Raw genomic sequence first — 18325 nt, forward strand, 5'->3', positions numbered from 1 at the left:
AGACGCTCGCTTCGGCGCGCGGGACGATCAGCCGTCCGCCCGCCCGCCTACGGCTTCTCGCCGATCAGGTAGGCCGCGCCCGCGGAGCCGACCGTTGCGCCGTGCAGCGTGTCGCGCGGCAGCATGAGGCGGTCGCCGGGATCCAGACGGTAGTCGTGCCCGTCGACGTGGAACGTGATGGAGCCGCGCACGCACCAGAGCGACTCGTGGTGGGCGTGTCGATGCGGGGTGTAGATGCGGCCCGGAGGGTCGCTCCACGCCACGACCTCGAAGCCGTCGGCGGCGAGCCGCGCGCGCAGCGCCGACTCGCGCGGCGGATCGCCGTCGCCCCAGGCGATGCGTTCGAGCCTCATCGCGTCGCTCTCGCGAGGCGACGCGGCCGGACGCCGTGGAACATGCACGCGGCGGCGGGCGCGCAGGACGTCATGGCCGCCGGACCGCGGCCTCGTCGCGCGCAGTCGCCTCGTCAGTCGGCATCGCGTTCATTTCCGTCCGGCGCACGCCTGTCGGGCGAGCAACCCCATGAGCGCCAGGAACGGAGCGACGGTCAGCACGGCTTCCGTCGTGGCGCCCCCGGACCCCGGCGCTCGAAGCGCCAGCGTGCTCGCGAGTCCGCCGACGGTGAGCGCCGCGACGCCGATCCCCATCAGGGCATCGCCGGCGATCAGACCCGAGGCGAACAGCACCGGGCGGTCCTCGAGCGGTCGCGAGTCCCGGGACAGGAAGGCACGGAGGAGGCCGCCGAGGATCAACGGGGCGGTGGTCGTGATCGGGAGGTAGATGCCGATCGCGAAGGCGAGCGGGATGACGCCGCAGGCCTCGGCTGCGAGCGCGATTCCCGCCCCGAGCGCCATGAGGGCCCAGGGGAGATTGCCGTCCATGACGCCGGTCACGAGGGTCGCCATCAGCTTGGCTTGCGGCGCGGGGAGGGCGGGTGAACCGAGGGTGTACGCCGCGTGCAGCAGCAACAGAACCGAGCCCGCGCGCAGCGCCGCCGCGACGACCCCGATCATCTGCCCGATCTGGAGGCGGTACGGAGTGGCGCCGAGCAAGGCTCCGGTCTTCAAGTCCTGCGCGAGGTCCCCGGCGAGCGCGATCGAGATCGCCACGAGGGCGCCGACCGTGATGCACGCGGTGACTCCGGCGGGACCGCGTTCGCCGAGCGCGGCGAGGCTGAGCGTGGTTCCGAGGAGCGCCGTGATCGTCATGCCCGACACCGGCTGCGAGGTCGTCCCGACGAGCCCCACGATGCGGCCGGAGACGACGACGAAGAAGAAGCTGAACCCTACGGCCAGGACGGTCGCGGGAAGCGACAGGTGGAACGCGGGGACCAGCCAGAAGGCGAGCGTGAGGGTCGCGACGCCGGCCGCCACGACGGACGTCGGAAGGTCGCGCTCGGTGCGCGCGACGCTCCGCACCGCCGCGCGGTTCGCGGGCCGCAGGCGGGCCAGCGCCGCGATCATCACCGGGACGGCGCGGACGACCGCGGACACGCCCCCGGCCGTCACGGCGCCGGCCCCCACGTAGCGGACGTAGCGGCTCCAGATGTCGGTCGCGGCGAGATCCCGGACGGTGGCGGGGATGCCGAGCCACGCCCCGACCCCGGGCCCGCCGATCGCGTCGAACCATGGCAAGAGAACGGTCCAGCCGAGCACCCCGCCCGCGAGCATCGTCGCCGCGATCCGCGGTCCGATGAGGAAGCCGACCCCGAGGAAGAGCGGAGACAGCTCCATGCCGAACGTCGCCTTGTGGAAGCGGTGCAGCGTGATGCCGACGCTGTCCCGCCAGAGCGAGCAGCCCCGCATCGCGAGCTGGTAGAGCGCGCCGAGCGCGATCCCGGCGAAGACCGGTCGGGCGGTCACGCCGCCGCGATCCCCCGCGATCAAGACCTGGGCACACGCCGTGCCCTCCGGAAACGGCAGGGTGCCGTGCTCTTCGATCGTCAGCGCGTGGCGGAAGGGGATCATCAACAGGATGCCGAGGATCCCGGCGCAGACCCCGATCAGGAATACCTCGAGCGCGCTCGGATGCAGCTCGAGGAAGATGAGGGCGGGGATCGTGAAGATGACCCCGGCGGCGAGGGATTCGCCGGTCGAGGCGATCGCGTGCACGACGTTGTTCTCGAGAACCGTACCGCGCCGCAGGATACCCCGGAGCACGGCCATCGAGAGGACCGCCGACGGGATCGAGGCCGAGACCGTGAGTCCGATCTTGAGGCCGAGATAGGCGTTCACCATTCCGAACGTGAGCGACAGTACGATCCCGAGAGCCACGGCGAGCGGGGTGAGCTCCGCGGGCTCGTCGTCGGCCCGCACGTAGGGCGTGAAGGTCGCGGAGGACTCGTCGCTCGGAGGGGACGTCATGGCTCAGACGCTCGGGCGGCGCGCGATGCTACGGCCCATGGCGCACGAACGCAACGGACATTGCGTCCGTGCACGTCGCGCGCCGCGATGCGCGTTGCAAGTGGATCACGATCGTGCGCGTGCGTTGCCGTGACGATCGTCGCGTGCTCCTCGGCGACGTTTCCGACTATCCACGCGACACGGAGGGGCGATATGGTGTCGCATGATGAATCTCGGCGCAAAGCAATCGTCGACCAGGAAGGCGCGCCGCGTTGTTCCCGGCGCCGAGCGGCGTCTGCGCTCGTCGTTTCCCGAGGTGTGGGCGTGGTACGAGCTGCTCGTCGCCGCGCGCACGACCGCCGAGAATGTCTGCAAGCACGAAGAGCCGCCGCGCCGCTCGTCCGCGCGCCGCTGAGGCATCGATCGTCGGGGTGCGCGCCCGTCGGGCACGGCCCACGCTCAACTCGCTCCGTCGTCGTCCTTCTGGAGCGCCACGCGCTTCTCGACGATGGTCATCGGGCCGCGATGCGAGACGAGCACGACGTCGGTCGGCAGCTCGGTGCCCTGCAGCTTCAGGATGACGCGCATCCGCTCCTCGGCTTCCCGGGACACGTCGCTCGTTCGCACGCCGCGCTTCTCGACGTCTTTCCGGACGGTGTACTCGCGGACTTCTTTCTCGAACTCCGCGTCCGACAGCCGGTAGAGCTGATCGCCGCTGCGGATCGCGATCCTGTTCGCGAGGCGGGTACGCTTGCTCGGATCGATCTCGCTCACGACCAGGGTGTCCTGCTCGCGCCGGATCTTCTGCGCGACCTCCTGCAGGAGATCCTCGTCCTCGGTGCGGGCGCGCTGGTGGGCCTGGGTGAGCATCAGGACCGTGAGCGGCAACACCAGGGTCACGAAGCTCGCGAGGGTGCCGAAGCCCATGCGTCGGTTGACCTCGAGGTGCCGCCCCAGGTCCGAGAGCACGAGATCCGAGCCGATCGGCAGCGCCACCGCGACCACGGCGACCGCGAGCACCATCGCGCCGTCGACATCGCCGCGGAGATGGCTCGAGAGGACGAAGAAGCTCGAGACGATCAACGCCGCGTACAGCGCGAGCACCCAGCGTTTGGGCGATTCGTCGTAGATCAGGGCGAGAGCACCCGCGGCCCCCACGATCGCGAGAAGGGGCCCCACGCTGTCGCCTTCGCCGTAGACGACGCCGCCGGCGAGCGCGAGCGAGACGGCGGTCGCCGCACCGAGCGCCACGCCCGCCCCGATCGTGATCCAGCCGGGCGTCAGCACGGGGACCTGCTTGCGCATGACGCGGAGTATACGGAGGGCATGGCCGGGTAACAATGCGCATCTGCGGCGGCGAGCCCGCAGACGCTACAGCGGACTACGATCGGCGCAGACGATGCGCCACGGCGCGATCGACGTAGCGCGCGAGCATGTCCGTTTCCAGATTGACCCGGTCCCCGGGCCGTTTCCGGCCGAGGGTGGTCGCCGCCGCCGTGTGCGGGATGACCGCCACGGTGAACGACCGGCGGCCGCAGTCGAAGACCGTGAGGCTCACGCCGTCGACCGCGATCGAGCCTTTCTCGACGAGAAACCGCGCGAACCCCCTCGGGAGAGAGAAGCGGTAGAGGGCGCTCCCGCCCTCGGGTTCGATCGCCTCGACGGTGCCGATCCCGTCGACGTGGCCGAACACGAAATGTCCACTCAGGCGATCCGAGAGGCGGAGGGAGCGCTCGAGGTTGACCGGATCGTCGCGGCGCAGTGCCCCGAGGGTGGTCCGGCGCAGGCTTTCGGCCGACACGAGGACCGTGAAGGTGGAGCCGCGGCGCGACGTCACGGTCATGCAGGCGCCGTTCACCGCGATGCTCTCCCCGAGCACGAGGCCGCGGAACCGGCTCGTGAGCGTCAACTCGGCGTCGCTCCGCGCCCGGCGAACGGCCGCCACGGTACCGACGCACTCGATGATACCGCTGAACACCCGTACGCCGCGCCGCGGTCAGTCCGAGCGTCCGAGAAAGCGCGACAACCAACCCGAGCTCTCGCGCTCGGAGAGCTTGGGGATCTCCCCCGAGTCGAGCCATACGCCGTGCCCTTGCGGACACTCGTCGAGCTCGACGTCGAGCTTGTGGCGTACGACGAGCGACTCGCCGCATTTCGGGCAGCGCATGCGCGCGAGCTCGCGGGCCGCCTGTTCTTCCTGGGCGCCGGTCTGGGCCTTCAGCTTCTGAAGCAACTCGCGGTCGCGATCCGCGAAGAACTTGTCCTCGCGCGCCTTTTCGACGTCGCGCAGCTTGTCGCCGAAGCGATCTTTTTCATCGTCTGGCATCATCGGCCTCCATGGGCGTCATGGACTGCGGTTCGTGGGGGTTCGATCGCCGCCAGCCGACGCGCCTTTCGACGTACTCGAGCAGCGCCTTGCAGTGACGATTCTCCGAGGACAGCAACGTCAGACCTCCGAGCAAGAAGGGGATCTGAGGCATGACCGGCAGCATCAATCCGATGACGCCGAGGATCAGGAGCAGGACCCCGAGCGAGATCTTTCCAGCCCTCCAGATGTGTCGCGTCATCGCTCCGTCACGTCCCGTCGATTGTAGCGGCCGATGCCGCGGATCGTCAATTACGGCGCCACCTTGTGCGCCACTTTGGCGGATTGCGCCGCTGCGGGGGTGAGGTCCCGCCGGCGGGTGGCGCGTGCTCTTGCGGTGCGTCGATCGATGATTACCTCTGAGGGCCATGAACGTCGAACGGCTCACGCAAAAGTCGCAAGAGGCCCTCCGCGACGCACAGACCCTGGCGGTTCGTCGGAACCATCAAGGTGTGGACGTCGAGCATCTCCTCGCGGCGTTGCTCGCCCAACCCGAGGGGGTCGCCTCCGTCCTCCTCGAACGCGCGGGCGCGCCGGTCGGCGATCTCCGCGAGCGCGTCGAACGCGAGCTCGCCCGCATCCCCCAGGTGACGGGGCAGGGATCCGGCGGAACGCCGTATCTCACGCAACGTCTCGCCAAGCTCCTGGCGCAGGCCGAGACGGAGGCCGCGAACCTGAAGGACGAGTATGTGAGCGTCGAGCACCTGGTGCTCGCCATGCTCGACGAGTCGGGGGCCGCGGGACGAACGCTGAAGCACGTCGGCCTTACCCGCGACAAGCTGATGGAGGCGCTCCGCAGCGTGCGCGGCAACCAGCGCGTGACGAGCCAGGATCCCGAGTCGACCTATCAGTCGCTCGAGAAGTTCGGCCGTGATCTCACGGCGCTCGCCGGCCAAGGCAAGCTCGATCCGGTGATCGGTCGCGACGAGGAGGTGCGTCGGGTCGTGCAGGTGCTGTCGCGTCGCACCAAGAACAACCCCGTCCTGATCGGCGAGCCGGGTGTGGGGAAGACCGCGATCGTCGAGGGCCTCGCCCAGCGCATCGTGCGCGGCGACGTTCCCGAAGGTCTCAAGAACAAGCGCGTGATCACCCTCGATATGGGCGCGCTCGTCGCCGGGGCCAAGTATCGCGGCGAGTTCGAGGAGCGGCTGAAGGCCGTCCTCAAGGAGGTCCAGGCCGCCGAGGGCGAGGTGATCCTCTTCATCGACGAGCTGCACACGGTGGTCGGCGCGGGGGCGGCCGAGGGGGCGATGGACGCGAGCAACCTCCTGAAGCCGGCCCTGGCCCGCGGCGAGCTCCATTGCATCGGCGCGACCACCCTCAACGAGTACCGCAAGCACATCGAGAAGGACGCCGCGCTCGAGCGGCGGTTCCAGCCGGTGCTGGTCGACCAACCGAGCGTCGAGGAGACCATCTCCATCCTGCGCGGATTGCGGGAGCGCTATGAGCTGCACCACGGCGTACGCATCAAGGACGCCGCCCTGGTGACGGCGGCCGTCCTCTCGGACCGCTACATCAGCGACCGCTTCCTGCCGGACAAGGCGATCGACCTCGTCGACGAGGCCGCGGCGAAGCTCCGGACCGAGATCGACTCGCTGCCCGCCGAACTCGACGAGGTGTCGCGACGCGTGATGCAATTGGAGATCGAGCGCGAGGCTCTGCGCAAGGAGACCGACCGCGCCTCGAAGGAGCGGCTCGAGCGGCTCGAGAAGGAGCTCGCGGATCTGCGGACCGAGAGCGACCGCTTGCGGGCGCAGTGGGAGCGCGAGAAGGGCGGAGTCGCACGCCATCGTCAGCTGCGCGAGCAGATCGAGGCGACGCGTGTCGAGATCGAGAAGGCCGAGCGGGCCTACGACCTCAACAAGGTGGCCGAGCTCAAGTACGGAAAGCTCGCGGGCCTCGAGCGGGAGCTCGCCGCCGAAGAGCAGGTCCTGGAGCAGGCCAAGGAGCAGCCCTCGGGGTCGCGCCTGCTCAAGGAGGAGGTGGACGAGGAGGACATCGCCGAGGTGGTGGCGCGCTGGACGCACATTCCGGTCGCGAAGCTCATGCAGGGCGAGGTCGAGAAGCTCCTCGGGCTCGAGGCGCATCTCCACGAGCGCGTCGTCGGTCAGGACGAGGCGGTACGCGCCGTCGCGGACGCCGTCGTCCGCGCTCGCTCGGGCCTCAAGGATCCGAACCGGCCGATCGGATCGTTCATCTTCCTCGGTCCGACCGGCGTCGGGAAGACCGAGCTCGCCCGCGCGCTGGCGGAGTTCCTGTTCGACGACGAGCACGCGATGATCCGCATCGACATGTCCGAGTACATGGAGAAGCACACGGTTGCTCGGCTGATCGGTGCGCCTCCGGGCTACGTCGGCTACGACGAGGGCGGTCAGCTCACGGAGGCGGTGCGCCGTCGTCCGTACTGCGTGATCCTCTTCGACGAGATCGAGAAGGCGCACGGCGACGTCTTCAACGTGATGCTGCAGATCCTGGACGACGGCCGCCTCACGGACGGCCACGGCCGGACGGTCGACTTCAAGAACAGCGTCGTCATCATGACGAGCAACATCGGAAGCCCCGTCATCCTCGGCTACCGTGGCGGCGCGGATCCCGAGGCCTACGAGGCGATGAAGCGCGAGGTTCTCGAGGCCCTGCGGGGCCACTTCCGGCCCGAGTTCCTGAATCGCGTCGACGAGATCGTCGTGTTCCACGGCCTGTCGCGGGAGCAGCTCGCGATCATCGTCGAGATCCAGCTCGGTCGGCTGCGGCAACGGCTGGTCGAGCGGAAGGTCACGCTCGAGCTCACCGAGGCGGCCCGGCAGCATTTTGCGAACGCGGGATACGATCCGGTCTACGGGGCGCGTCCCCTCAAGCGTCTGCTGCAGCGGGAGATCGAGACGACCCTCGCGCGCAAGATCCTGGCGGGCGAGGTGAGCGAGGGGTCGCGCGTCGTCGTGGACGCGACGCCGGGGGGCGAGCTTTCGTTCTCCGCCGTCGCGGCACCGGGAGCGGAGTGACCGGGCGGTCGCGTTCCGCGACCCTTGCGCGCGGAGGTCGGGTTTCGTAGCGTTGCGCCGCTCGGTCTCCGTATGGACACGCGCCAGAAGATTCTCTCCTCGGCTACCAGGCTCTTCTCGACACAAGGTTACGCGACGACGTCGCTCGCGCAGGTCGCCAAGGAAGCGCACGTCTCGAAAGCGCTCATCTTCTGGCATTTCGCGAGCAAGGAAGACCTGTTCCGCACCGCGCTCACCGAGTCCCTCGCGCCGTACTCGATCGACGTGCTCGAGGCGCTCTCCGGTCTCGGCGAGTTCGAGCAGATCGGCAAGCTGATCGACGTCTACTTCGAATTCGTCAGCCAGAACGTCTACTCGGTGCGGTTCCTGCTCTCGCTCGTCGTGCGGGAGGAGAAGAACCTCGACGACGTCCTCGATCGCACGACCGAGCTTTTCCGCATCTATCGCAATCTTCTCGCCGATATCCTGCGGACGGGCCGGGAGAAGGGCGTGTTCCGCGCTACCGTTGTTCCCGAGGCGGATGCGACGCTGATCATGGCGACCCTGAACGGCATCCTCGTCCAGGGATTCGCCGCGAGCAGCCTGCAGGCGGACTCCAAGCCTCTACTGGAGCACATGAAGACCGGTCTCGCCGAACGGTTGCTCGTGCGAACCGCGTAATTTGCAAAGCAATTTTCTTTCACATATGGCAGCCGCCGGAATGCGCGACTGGGTGCGTACCGTCGCCGAGAAGGCCGAGCGCAAGATGGCGTCGAACGGCCGGGTCGGCCGTCGCGTCAACCGCGAGAAGGATCTCTTCACGCTCCGCGCGCGGCATGTGAAGCAGCTGTTCGCGGACGTCGAAGGGCTCGCGAGCGCCGTCAACAAGGAGCTCGCCGAGCAGGCGATCAAGCTGCATCGCGCGCTCAACCCGAAGAACCTCGGAGGCATCGAGGTGCCCGACGGGGCGCGGCTGGCGCTCGAGTTTCTGGAGCGCCGGTTGGAAGTCGTCGTGCAGCCGCTCGCCTCGATCGGGGGAAAGCCGGCACCGCTCGGACCGCTCGCGACGGCGTCGGTCATCCAATACGACCGCTCCGATCCGTCCGCGGCCGATTGGTTCGATCTGTCGCTGCGTGAAGATGGCGCGTGGCTGCGCAAATCCCCCGACGGCGGCGGGGGTGCGCCGCTCACCGAGAAGGACGTCCAACAGCTGATCGAGTGGCTGGTCAGCTAGCGACTCGAGGCTAGTTCAGCTGCAGGCGAATCGCCGCGAGCGCGCCCTGCGCGAAGCGGGACGTCGCGTCGAGCTCGAGCGCGCGCTCGAACTCGGCGATCGCTCGATTGAGCATGCCCTTGGCCCAGTAGATCCGTCCGAGGTTGCAGTGCGGATAGTGACGCGCCTCGTAGCGCCTCGCGTGCACCGCCTTGTCGAGCCAGGGGATCGCATCGTCGAGCTTCCCCTGTTTCAGCAGGTACGACCCGATGTCGTTGTAGGGGTTCCCGAAGTCCGGATCGACCGCGATCGCCTTCTTGCACTCCGCGATCGCGTCCTCGAGTCGGTCGAGGAAGCTCAACGCCCAGCCGAGGAACGTGTGAGCCTCGGCAGTCGGTCGGCTCGCGATCGATTCCTGGTAGCGGCCGATCGCAGCCTCGAGGTCGCCCGCCATGTGCAGGCGGTACGCTTCGACGAAGAGCTGGTGCGCGCGGCGGAGGCGGTCGGAGGATTCCTCGCTCATGATCGGCCGGTCGCCTGAAGCCAGAACGACACGCCGCAATAATACGCCGGGTAGGCGAGGCTCGCCCAGAGCAGAAGTGCCGGCGCATCGGGCAACGTCCAGATCGCGTAGAGCATGATCAAGCCCCACACCGCGCCGAGGCCGATCGACGAGCGCCGAAACCGGGAGGCCCGCGACGGATAGAGGAACTTGAGGGGCGCGAACACGAGCGCGGCCAGTCCGACGATCCAGAGTGCCGTCGCCTCCGGGGAGACGCGCAGCCCGTAGGCGTAGAGCGCGACGACGTTCCAGTACGAGGGAAAGCCGCGGAAGTAGTGGTCCTCGGTCTTCGCGTCGCTACGGCAAAACCCATACGCACTCGCGAGGAGCGGCGCGGCCGCGACCCAATGGGCGTAGGGTGCGGGGAAGAAGCCGCCGAGGTACAGCATGACGATCGGCACCAGGACGTAGGTCAAATAGTCGACGATGTCGTCGAGCCGGGCGCCGTCGTAATAGGGCAGCACCCGTTTCACGCCGACCGCGCGTGCGAGGGCGCCGTCGGTGCAATCGATCGCGAGGGCCACCGCGAGCCAACGGAACACGTCGGGAAAGCGCTGCTCGGCCGCGGCCGCGAGCGCCAGGTACGCGATCACCGCCCCGCTCGCCGTATAGGCGTGGACACCCCACGCGGCCGTGCGACGCAGGGCGCTTGGCGGGGCTTCCGCGTCGAGGACCGTCATGGCGTCGCGATTCGTCCGGCGGTGGTCGCGCGGAGGAACGCGCGGCTCGCGCGGCGGCTCGGTCATGCTGGCCGCACGGTGCTCAGCGCTGGCCTTCGACGATCATGGCGATCGCTTCGCCGCCGCCGAGGCAGAGCGTCGCGAGCCCGAAACGGGCATGACGCTCGTCGAGCGCGCCGAGCAGCGTCGCCAGCACGCGCGCGCCGCTCGCGCCGATCGGATGCCCGAGGGCGATCGCGCCGCCGTGGACGTTGACGGCCGCGGGGTCGAGATCGAGCGCGCGGATGGCGGCGAGCGCGACGACCGCGAACGCTTCGTTGATCTCGAAGAGGTCGATGTCCGAAAGGCGAAGGCCCGCACGATCGACGACCTTGCGGATGGCGTCGACGGGTGCGATCGGGAACTCGGCGGGCGCGCGCCCCGCGACCGCCGTCGCGACGATGCGGGCACGCGCTCGGCCACCGTAGCGGGCCGCTGCCGACTCGCTCGCGACCACGAGGGCGGCCGCGCCGTCGGCGAGCGTCGACGCGTTCGCGGCGGTGATCGTCCCGTCTCTCGCGAAGCTCGGGCGGAGGCTCGCGATGCGGTCGAAGGCGACGCGGCTCGGCTCCTCGTCCTCGCGGACGGAGACCGGCCCGCCGCGACCCGGCACCTCGACCGGGACGATCTCGTCGGCGAACGCGCCGGCGGCGACCGCGGCTTGCGCCCGTCGGTAGCTCTCGACCGCGTAGCCGTCCTGGGCTTCGCGGTCGATGGCTCGATCGCGGGCGCACCCCTCCGCCGCGCTCCCCATGTGGAAGTCGTTGTACGGATCCCACAGACCGTCGAGGATCATCGCGTCGAGGAGCGCCCCGTGGCCGAGACGCTGGCCGTCGCGCGCCCGCGGAACGAGGTAGGGCGCGCGCGACATGCTCTCCATGCCGCCGGCCGCGACGACGTCGGCTTCGCCGAGGCGGATCGACTGCGCCGCCAGCGCCACCGCCATCAGGCCCGAGCCGCATACCTTGTTCACGGTGAGCGCTCCATGGCCGCGCGGCAGCCCGGCACCGAGGCCGGCTTGTCGCGCCGGCGCCTGTCCGAGGCCGGCCGCGATCACGTTGCCCATGATCACCTGCTCGACGTCCTCGGGCGGAACCTGCGCGCGCTCGACGGCCGCACGGAGGACGACGGCGCCGAGTTCGGGGGCGGTACGTTGTGAGAGCGTGCCGCGGAAACCTCCGATCGGCGTTCGCACGGCGCTCAGTAGGTAGGCGTCACCCATGGACGATGCTCGCGAGCGCCGCGAATTGTCGCAACTTCGTCTTCCAGCATCAACCTCGCGCGCGCATCAGCGCGCGCGCGGAGCTCGCGGGGCGAAGAAATAGAGGTCGCCTGCCGAACGCAGGCGCCCGGCGATCGCCGCCGCGTCGGTGGCGTCGCCGAAATAGACGTCGACGCGGCCGGCGCCGCGGATTGCGGCGCCGGCGTCCTGGTTCAGGACCAACCGGGACAAGGCGACGCCCGGCCCCGCTTCGGGGACGGAGATGAAGGCGAGCGCGCCCGGCGGGAAGACCATCGGGTCGGTGGCGATCGTGCGGCCGGTCGTGACCGGGACACCGAGACTCCCGAGCGGCGGCCCGTCGAGCGTGCGGAAGAAGACGTAGCGCGCGTTCGTCTGGAGCAGTCTCGCCTCCTCCTCGGGGTGGATGCGGAGCCATTCGCGGATGCCCGCCATGGACGCTTGATCGAGCGTGAGCTCGCCGCGGTCGACCAGGACGCGTCCGATGCTCGTGTACGGCCGACCGTTCGAGGCCGCGAAGCCGATCGTGCGACGGGTCCCGTCGGGGAAGACGAGCACCCCCGATCCCTGGATCTGGAGGAAGAAGAGCCCGACCGGGTCGTCGATCCACGCCAGCACGGATCCGCCGCGGGCGGCGCCGGCGTCGATCTCGGCGCGCGTGAAATAGGGCGCGAGCGCCCCGCCGACGACGCGGCCGACGACCTGCTCGCGACAGGCGCACGGGGCCCCGAAGTCGGCGAGCGACGCCGTCACGAGATCCGAGGGGCGTCCGAGCACCGGTACGCGGAAGCGCGCGTCGCGAGTCGCGCGCGCCGGCAGGATCGGGAGGTAGTAGCCGGTGAAGGTCACGCCGCCGGGCGGCGCCACCCGGTAGACGTCGAATCGCCGTCCGAGCTCGACGGCGAGCTCGGCGGCCGAGGGCGCGCGGGTCAAGAGCTCGGCGACGCCTTCCAACGCGGCGCGCATCTCCCCGGCGGTGTAGGTCGTCGGCCCGAAGGCGAGCGGACGGTCCGCCGGCAGGCGGGCGAAGTAGCGGACGCTTTCTCCGACCGCCGCCGCGAGGCTCGCCCGATCCCCGTCGTCCACGAAGGCCGGGGCCGCCGCAAGGCGGCGAAGCGACGCGCCCGGAGCGCGCCCGGTCGGCCCGCAGGCGGCGACGCTCAACAGCAGCACGGTCGCGACCCACGGGACGACCCGCTGCACGCGCGTTGACAGCGAGAAAACATCCATGTCAACTTCCCCGTGGTTGCGCGCCTCTACGGGCACCGTCGGCGCGCGGGATGGTGTGCGGAGAGCAGGGCGGGCGCCCTGCGGGTGAGGAGGGGAAGATGAGTCCCGGCGTTCGCAGCTTCATGCTCGGGTTCGTGTTCGGCATCGTCGCGTGTATGGGATTCATCACGTACTACGGCGACCGCGGCGGCGATTGGCTGATCGAGATGGGTCGCAAGATGAAGACCGTCGCCCAGGGCGACGGTGCGCGATACGAGACCCGCCCCGTTCAGACCTACTGAGCCCCGGCTCCGACTACGCCGCTCCGTAGACCCGGTCGGCGGCCGCCAGAGCGACCCCGGCATCGCACCCGAATCCGTGTCGGGGCAGCACGCGTCCGAGAGCGGTCAGCAACCGCCGCACGCTCGCGTCGGTGCTCGACTCGCCCATGAGGCCGATGCGCCAGGTCTGGCCCTTCAGCGGACCGAGCCCGCCGCCGATCTCGATGCGATCCTCCTCGAGCAGCGCGCGGCGCACGGCCGCGTCGTCGACGCCGGCCGGAATGCGGACGCTGCTCAACATCCAGAGCCGCCGCTCCGGCGCGACCGCCATCGCGAGGCCGAGCGCTTCGAGACCGGCCACCAGCGCCTCGTGGTTGCGGCGGTGGCGCGCGAAGCGCGCGTCGAGCCCTTCCTCCAGCACGACGCGCAGTGCTTCGTAGAGCGCGTAGTTCATGCTGATGGGCGCCGTGTGATGGTACACGCGCTCCTCGCCCCAGTATTTCTCGAGCATCGTGAGGTCGAGGTACCAGCTCTGGACCTTGTGCGTGCGGGCGCGCAGGCGCTCGACGGCGCGCGGGCCGAACGTGACCGGTGAGAGTCCCGGCGGGCAGCTCAGGCACTTCTGCGTGCCCGAGTAGGCCGCATCGACTCCCATCCGGTCGACGTCGACGGGGCATCCGCCGAGCGACGTCACGCAGTCGATCACGAACAGCGCGCCGTGCTCGTGCGCGAGCCGGCTCGCCTCTTCCAGCGGCTGCCATGCGCCGGTCGACGTCTCGGCGTGCACGAGGACCAAGAGCCGCGGCTTTCTCGCGCGGCCGAGCGCCGCCGCGATCGTCCCGGCCGGCACGACCTCGCCCCAGGGAGCCTCCGCGCGCACGACGGTCGCGCCCGCGCGCTCCGCGACGTCGGTGAGGCGCGTGCCGAACACGCCGTTCACGCCGACCACGACCTCGTCGCCGGGCTCGACCAGGTTCACGATCGCCGCTTCGAGCCCGGCGCTGCCGGTTCCCGAGATCGGGATCGTGAGCCCGTTCGTCGTGCCGAAGACCTCGCGCAGCATGCGCTTGGTCTCGTCCATGAGGGCCACGAACGCCGGGTCGAGGTGGCCGACAAGCGGTAGGCCGAGGGCGGCCAGGACGCGCGGATGGACCTGGCTCGGACCAGGGCCGAGCAGCAAGCGCTCGGGCGGCGGAAAGACCTTGGAGGGCGGGATGAGGGACATCATGGACCTCGTGGGGCGTCGCGACTCGCGCGCGCCGGGCGGCACGTTCGGTGCTTATTGTGGTATCGTCGCGTGGTGTCAACGTCGATCGCGCCATCGCCCGTGTTGGCGCGGGAGCTCGCCGCGATCGTGGGCCCCGAGGGCGTGGTCGCCGACCTCGCGGCGCGAACCGTCTACGAGTGCGATGGATACACCCTCGCGCGCGCCGTTCCGGATCTCGTCGTGCTCCCGCGGTCGACCGACGAGACCGCGCGCGTGCTGCGGGCTGCGTGGCGGGCGGGCGTGCCGTTCGTGCCGCGCGGCGCGGGCACCGGGCTCTCGGGGGGATGCCTCGCGGCTCCGGCGCGGCTCGTCGTCTGCACGAGCCGGATGCGGACCGTCCGCGCGATCGACGTCCCGAACCGGCGCATGACCGTGGAGGCCGGCGTCGTGAACGCGGAGGTGTCGCGCGCCGTGCGGGAGGCCGGTCTGTACTACGCGCCCGATCCGTCGAGCCAGAACGCGTGTACGATCGGGGGCAACGTCGCCGAGAACTCGGGCGGACCACACACCTTGAAGTACGGCGTGACGACCAATCACGTCCTGGCCGTGGAGCTCGTGCTGCCGGACGGCGAGGTCGTGCCGCTCGGCGACGGCGTCGACGACGGCCTCGGCTACGACCTGACCGGCGTCGTGTGCGGCGCCGAGGGTACGATGGGGATCGTGACGGCGGCGACGCTGCGGTTGATGCCGCTGCCGGAGTCCGTCGTGACGATGCTCGCGGTCTTCGCGACGGTGGCCGAAGCGACCGCGACGGTGTCGGCGATCATCGCGGCCGGCATCGTTCCCGCCGCCCTCGAGATGATGGACCGGACGATCGTCGCGGCCGTAGAAGCGGCCTTTCGCGTCGGGTTTCCGACCGATGCCGGAGCCGTGCTCATCATCGAGATCGACGGCGACGCCGCCGGGCTCCCCGCGGCGGCGGAGCGGATCGAGGGTCTCTGCCGCCGACACGGCGCGCGCGAGGTCCGGCGGGCGGCCGGCGAAGCGGAGCGCGCCGTCCTCTGGAAGAGCCGCAAGCGCGCGTTCGGCGCGGTCGGTCGCTTGTCCCCGAGCTATTGCACGCAGGACGGCGTCGTGCCGCGGACGCGGCTGCCGGAGATCCTCGTCCGCATCGCGGCCGTGGCGGCGCGCTACGGCCTCCGCATCGGCAACGTGTTCCACGCCGGCGACGGCAACATCCATCCGATCGTGCTCTACGACGAACGCGACCCGGAGGAGGCAGCGCGCGCCCTCGCGGCGGGACGCGACATCCTGCGCGCATGTCTCGAGCTCGGCGGCAGCGTGACGGGCGAGCACGGCATCGGGGTCGAGAAGATGACCGAGCTCGCCCTCGCGTTCGGCCCCGACGATCTCGCGCTCATGCGGCGCGTGCGCGGCGTCTTCGATCCCGAGGAGCGCGCCAACCCGGGGAAGATCTTCCCGACCCCGGGCGGGTGCGTCGAGCAGCGCGCCCCGCGCCGGCGGGCCGCCCTGTGACGACGGGGCACCCGCCGTCGGACGCCGCGGCGGCCATCGCCGCCCGCCTCGGCCGCTCGGTCGACGCGGCGGATGAGGCGCGCGCCGCGTGGGTCGTCGGCGGCGTGACGCCGGCGCTCGTCGCGCGTCCCGCCGACGTGGACGAGGTCGCGGCGGCGGTTGGCGTGGTCGCCGCCGCGGGCGGCGCGCTCGTGCCGCTCGGGCGGGGTGCGCACCGCGACCTCGGCCACCCTCCCGCACGCTACGACGTCGCACTCGTGACCGACCGTCTCGCGCGGATCCTCGACTACACGCCCGCCGACATGACGGTCACGGTCGAAGCGGGCGTCACGATGGCGGAGCTGTTCGCGCTGCTCGCGCGCGAAGGCCAGTGGCTGGCGCTCGAGCCCCCGCTGCCGGCGTGCACGACCGTCGGTGGCCTCCTCGCGGCCGACCGCTCCGGATGGCTCGCGGCTTCGCAGGGGCGGGTGCGCGACGTCGTCATCGGGATCGGCGTCGTGACCGCGGAGGGCGTGCGCGCGCGGGGGGGCGGTCGCGTGGTGAAGAACGTCGCCGGCTACGATCTCATGAAGCTCTGCATCGGCTCGCTCGGGTCGCTCGCCGTGCTCACCGACGTCACGTTCAAGGTGCGACCCGTCCCCGAGCGCCAGCACGGTCTCGTGCTCCGCTTCGGCACGACGATGGCCGCGCTCGCGTGCGGGGCGACCGTGGAAGGCGCGCTCGCCGTGGCCGTCGCGGGCGCGCTCGGCGGCGGAACGGACGGCGCGGCGGTCGTCGTGCGCCTCGGCGGCGCCGACGCCGACGTCGCCGCGCAGCGCGCTCGCGTGCGGGAGCTCGCACGGCGCCACGGCGCCGAGGTCGAGCTCGACGCCGACGCCGCCGATCCCGCCGTCGCCGCGCGATTCTCGACGCTGCGGGACTTCCCGGCGTCTGGCGCCGGGCGGCTGGCGGTCCGGTTCGCCTGTCTACCGTCGCGCCTCCACGCGGTCGTCGCCGATGCGATCGCCGCCGTCGCGGGTGCGCGCGGCGCGTGGCAAGCCGATCCCCGCCGCGGAATCGCGCTCGTCGAGCTCGCGACCTCCGGGGCGCCGGCGGCGACGCCCGCCGACCTCACGCGCGTCGCTGACGCGCACGCCGCGCATCTGGTCGTCGAGCGGTGGCCGCCCGCGCTCGCGTCGAGCGTCGAGGTATGGCACCCGATGCCGCCCGCGCTTCCGCTCATGCGCCGGATGAAGGCCGCGCTCGACCCCGCCGGCGTGCTCGCGCCGGGCCGCTGCCTGGGGCGACTCTGATGGCGCCCGCCCGCTCCGCCGCCCCGCCGCGCGGCGGCTTCGCGCCGACCGAACGCTTTCTCGAGTGCGTGCATTGCGGTCTCTGCCAGAACGCGTGCCCGACCTACCTCGCGCTCGGCGCCGAGGCGGACTCGCCGCGCGGCCGCATCCATCTCATGCGGGCGCTCCAGGAAGGGCGGCTCGCGCTCGATGCCGGCGCCGTCCGCCATCTCGACCTCTGCCTGGGGTGCCGCGGCTGCGAGACGGCCTGTCCGTCCGGGGTCGCCTACGGCGAGCTCATCGAGGCCGCGCGGCCGTGGATCGAAGCGCGGTACCGACGGCCGCTCCCGGAGCGTTGGCGGCGGCGCATCGTCGTGCGCGCGCTCACGAGGCCGCGGCTGCTGCGTGCGCTCGTGACGCCGCTGCGCGTGCTCGATCGGCTCGGCGTGCTCAGGCTCGTCCGCGCGTTCGCCCCGCGGGTGTCTCCCGGGCTGCATCTGCTGCCGGCGTCGATCCCGCCGCGTGCCGTGATGCCGCCGGCACCGGCGGTCGCGGCAGGCGACGCGCGCGGAACGCCCGTCCATCTCGTGCCCGGCTGCGTGATGCCGGAGCTTTGTGGCGATACCGTGCGGAGCACGGCCCGTGTGCTCGCGGCGAACGGATGGCGCGTGACCGTCCCCGCGGGCGTCGGGTGCTGCGGCGCGCTCGCGTTGCACGCCGGCGATCGCGCGGCCGCGCTGACGGCCGCCCGCCGGACCCTCGACGCGCTCGCCGCGGCGACCCCGACGGACGATGGCCCGCCGATCGTCGCGACCGCGGCCGGGTGCGGCGCGATGATGAAGGGGTGGGACGACCTCTTCGCGGACGACCCGGCGCGCGCGGCGGCCGCGGCGAGCGTCGCGCGGCGCGTCCGTGACGCGACGGAGCTCCTGACGGAACGGCCGCTCCGGGATCCCACGTCGCGCCCGTCGCGGCGGGTCGCCTACCACGATCCGTGTCACCTCGCGCACGCGCAGGGCGTCCGCGCCGCGCCGCGCGCGCTGCTCGCCGCGATCCCCGGGCTCACGCTCGTGCCGATGGACGACGAGGACCTCTGCTGCGGGAGCGCCGGCCACTACAACGTCATACAGCCGGCGATGGCCCGGACGCTCGTGGCGCGCAAGGTGGCCGCCATCCGGGCGAGCGGCGTCGACCTCGTCGCGACGGCGAACGCGGGGTGTGCGCTCCAGCTCGCGGCCGGTTTGCGTGCGGCCGGCCTCGCGATCCCCGTGCGTCACGTCGTCGACCTGCTCGCCGAGGCGTACGATCGGCGCTGACGTCCCCCCGTCGTTGCCGTGGCAGTTTTGTACCGCTCGCGAGTACGCCGTCCCGTCGTCGCCGGCGTGGGACCGTCGATTGTTCG

The 18325-nt window shown here is 71.1% G+C and carries 19 protein-coding genes; 8 read left to right on the forward strand and 11 right to left on the reverse strand.

Translation table 11 applies throughout. The features are described from left to right. Nucleotides 1-47: 47 nt before the first annotated feature. Complete coding sequence (locus IT293_14205) at nt 48-353, reverse strand: cupin domain-containing protein (GenBank protein MCC6765806.1); 306 nt, start codon at nt 351-353, stop codon at nt 48-50. A 129-nt stretch (nt 354-482) separates the two neighbouring features. Beyond that, entirely contained in the window at nt 483-2363 is a 1881-nt protein-coding gene (locus IT293_14210) for an oligopeptide transporter, OPT family (protein MCC6765807.1), read from the reverse strand. 202 nt (nt 2364-2565) lie between these two features. On the opposite strand from IT293_14210, the gene IT293_14215 reads away from it, so the two are divergent. Continuing rightward, on the forward strand, nt 2566-2757 hold the full coding sequence (locus tag IT293_14215; protein ID MCC6765808.1) for a hypothetical protein: 192 nt from the start codon (nt 2566-2568) through the stop codon (nt 2755-2757). 44 nt (nt 2758-2801) lie between these two features. Here IT293_14215 and IT293_14220 read toward each other — a convergent pair whose 3' ends face one another. The 4 genes from IT293_14220 to IT293_14235 form a co-directional block, all read right to left on the reverse strand. Next, a complete protein-coding gene (locus IT293_14220; GenBank protein ID MCC6765809.1) occupies nt 2802-3647 on the reverse strand; it encodes a hypothetical protein in 846 nt (281 codons plus the stop codon). 76 nt (nt 3648-3723) lie between these two features. Then, entirely contained in the window at nt 3724-4320 is a 597-nt protein-coding gene (locus IT293_14225) for a riboflavin synthase (protein ID MCC6765810.1), read from the reverse strand. An 18-nt stretch (nt 4321-4338) separates the two neighbouring features. Continuing rightward, complete coding sequence (locus IT293_14230; protein MCC6765811.1) at nt 4339-4668, reverse strand: zf-TFIIB domain-containing protein; 330 nt, start codon at nt 4666-4668, stop codon at nt 4339-4341. Next, a complete protein-coding gene (locus IT293_14235) occupies nt 4655-4909 on the reverse strand; it encodes a DUF454 family protein (GenBank protein MCC6765812.1) in 255 nt (84 codons plus the stop codon). Before IT293_14235 ends, IT293_14230 begins: the two co-directional genes overlap by 14 nt. A 166-nt stretch (nt 4910-5075) precedes the next feature. On the opposite strand from IT293_14235, the gene clpB reads away from it, so the two are divergent. The 3 genes from clpB to IT293_14250 all read left to right on the forward strand — a co-directional run bounded on the left by clpB (nt 5076) and on the right by IT293_14250 (nt 8919). Next, entirely contained in the window at nt 5076-7706 is a 2631-nt protein-coding gene (clpB, locus tag IT293_14240; protein MCC6765813.1) for an ATP-dependent chaperone ClpB, read from the forward strand. A 72-nt stretch (nt 7707-7778) separates the two neighbouring features. Next, nucleotides 7779-8366 carry a TetR/AcrR family transcriptional regulator gene (locus IT293_14245; GenBank protein MCC6765814.1) on the forward strand — a complete coding sequence of 196 codons (588 nt, stop codon included), beginning with the start codon at nt 7779-7781 and terminating at the stop codon, nt 8364-8366. A 40-nt stretch (nt 8367-8406) separates the two neighbouring features. After that, complete coding sequence (locus IT293_14250) at nt 8407-8919, forward strand: hypothetical protein (protein MCC6765815.1); 513 nt, start codon at nt 8407-8409, stop codon at nt 8917-8919. A 10-nt stretch (nt 8920-8929) separates the two neighbouring features. On the opposite strand, the gene IT293_14255 is transcribed toward IT293_14250, so the two are convergent. From IT293_14255 to IT293_14270, 4 genes are all read right to left on the reverse strand, one after another. Further along, nucleotides 8930-9421 (reverse strand): tetratricopeptide repeat protein, encoded by a 492-nt coding sequence (locus tag IT293_14255; GenBank protein MCC6765816.1) that lies wholly within the window; start codon nt 9419-9421, stop codon nt 8930-8932. Next, on the reverse strand, nt 9418-10206 hold the full coding sequence (locus IT293_14260) for a CDP-diacylglycerol O-phosphatidyltransferase (GenBank protein ID MCC6765817.1): 789 nt from the start codon (nt 10204-10206) through the stop codon (nt 9418-9420). Before IT293_14260 ends, IT293_14255 begins: the two co-directional genes overlap by 4 nt. Nucleotides 10207-10222: 16 nt before the next feature. Then, complete coding sequence (locus tag IT293_14265) at nt 10223-11401, reverse strand: thiolase family protein (protein ID MCC6765818.1); 1179 nt, start codon at nt 11399-11401, stop codon at nt 10223-10225. A gap of 66 nt (nt 11402-11467) precedes the next feature. After that, the gene (locus tag IT293_14270) at nt 11468-12622 is read right to left on the reverse strand and encodes a murein transglycosylase A (GenBank protein ID MCC6765819.1); all 1155 of its coding nucleotides are present in this window, start codon (nt 12620-12622) and stop codon (nt 11468-11470) included. A gap of 125 nt (nt 12623-12747) precedes the next feature. Here IT293_14270 and IT293_14275 point away from each other — a divergent pair, with 125 nt between their 5' ends. Next, nucleotides 12748-12930: a hypothetical protein gene (locus tag IT293_14275; protein MCC6765820.1), complete on the forward strand. Its 183-nt coding sequence runs from the start codon at nt 12748-12750 to the stop codon at nt 12928-12930. 13 nt (nt 12931-12943) lie between these two features. On the opposite strand, the gene IT293_14280 is transcribed toward IT293_14275, so the two are convergent. Next, nucleotides 12944-14134 carry an alanine--glyoxylate aminotransferase family protein gene (locus tag IT293_14280; GenBank protein MCC6765821.1) on the reverse strand — a complete coding sequence of 397 codons (1191 nt, stop codon included), beginning with the start codon at nt 14132-14134 and terminating at the stop codon, nt 12944-12946. Here IT293_14280 and IT293_14285 point away from each other — a divergent pair. Genes IT293_14285 through IT293_14295 form a run of 3 tightly spaced genes read left to right on the forward strand, consistent with a single transcriptional unit; the run spans nt 14057 to nt 18239 of the window. After that, nucleotides 14057-15652, forward strand: coding sequence for an FAD-binding protein (locus tag IT293_14285; protein MCC6765822.1), 1596 nt, complete (start codon nt 14057-14059; stop codon nt 15650-15652). The genes IT293_14280 and IT293_14285 overlap by 78 nt on opposite strands. Next, the gene (locus tag IT293_14290) at nt 15649-16944 is read left to right on the forward strand and encodes an FAD-binding oxidoreductase (GenBank protein ID MCC6765823.1); all 1296 of its coding nucleotides are present in this window, start codon (nt 15649-15651) and stop codon (nt 16942-16944) included. Before IT293_14285 ends, IT293_14290 begins: the two co-directional genes overlap by 4 nt. Continuing rightward, nucleotides 16944-18239: a 4Fe-4S dicluster domain-containing protein gene (locus tag IT293_14295; GenBank protein ID MCC6765824.1), complete on the forward strand. Its 1296-nt coding sequence runs from the start codon at nt 16944-16946 to the stop codon at nt 18237-18239. The genes IT293_14290 and IT293_14295 overlap by 1 nt, the downstream gene beginning before the upstream one ends. Nucleotides 18240-18325: the final 86 nt, after the last annotated feature.

It is taken from the genome of Deltaproteobacteria bacterium (assembly GCA_020848745.1).
Taxonomy (GTDB): domain Bacteria; phylum Desulfobacterota; class Binatia; order UTPRO1; family UTPRO1; genus UTPRO1.

Bases quoted from the DNA above. Each gene is read 5' to 3' on its own strand.
- IT293_14205 (MCC6765806.1), bottom strand. From the start codon at position 353: ATGAGGCTCGAACGCATCGCCTGGGGCGACGGCGATCCGCCGCGCGAG.
- IT293_14210 (MCC6765807.1), bottom strand. From the start codon at position 2,363: ATGACGTCCCCTCCGAGCGACGAGTCCTCCGCGACCTTCACGCCCTAC.
- IT293_14215 (MCC6765808.1), top strand. From the start codon at position 2,566: ATGATGAATCTCGGCGCAAAGCAATCGTCGACCAGGAAGGCGCGCCGC.
- IT293_14220 (MCC6765809.1), bottom strand. From the start codon at position 3,647: ATGCGCAAGCAGGTCCCCGTGCTGACGCCCGGCTGGATCACGATCGGG.
- IT293_14230 (MCC6765811.1), bottom strand. From the start codon at position 4,668: ATGCCAGACGATGAAAAAGATCGCTTCGGCGACAAGCTGCGCGACGTC.
- IT293_14235 (MCC6765812.1), bottom strand. From the start codon at position 4,909: ATGACGCGACACATCTGGAGGGCTGGAAAGATCTCGCTCGGGGTCCTG.
- clpB (MCC6765813.1), top strand. From the start codon at position 5,076: ATGAACGTCGAACGGCTCACGCAAAAGTCGCAAGAGGCCCTCCGCGAC.
- IT293_14245 (MCC6765814.1), top strand. From the start codon at position 7,779: ATGGACACGCGCCAGAAGATTCTCTCCTCGGCTACCAGGCTCTTCTCG.
- IT293_14250 (MCC6765815.1), top strand. From the start codon at position 8,407: ATGCGCGACTGGGTGCGTACCGTCGCCGAGAAGGCCGAGCGCAAGATG.
- IT293_14255 (MCC6765816.1), bottom strand. From the start codon at position 9,421: ATGAGCGAGGAATCCTCCGACCGCCTCCGCCGCGCGCACCAGCTCTTC.
- IT293_14260 (MCC6765817.1), bottom strand. From the start codon at position 10,206: ATGACCGAGCCGCCGCGCGAGCCGCGCGTTCCTCCGCGCGACCACCGC.
- IT293_14265 (MCC6765818.1), bottom strand. From the start codon at position 11,401: ATGGGTGACGCCTACCTACTGAGCGCCGTGCGAACGCCGATCGGAGGT.
- IT293_14275 (MCC6765820.1), top strand. From the start codon at position 12,748: ATGAGTCCCGGCGTTCGCAGCTTCATGCTCGGGTTCGTGTTCGGCATC.
- IT293_14285 (MCC6765822.1), top strand. From the start codon at position 14,057: ATGGACCTGGCTCGGACCAGGGCCGAGCAGCAAGCGCTCGGGCGGCGG.
- IT293_14280 (MCC6765821.1), bottom strand. From the start codon at position 14,134: ATGTCCCTCATCCCGCCCTCCAAGGTCTTTCCGCCGCCCGAGCGCTTG.
- IT293_14295 (MCC6765824.1), top strand. From the start codon at position 16,944: ATGGCGCCCGCCCGCTCCGCCGCCCCGCCGCGCGGCGGCTTCGCGCCG.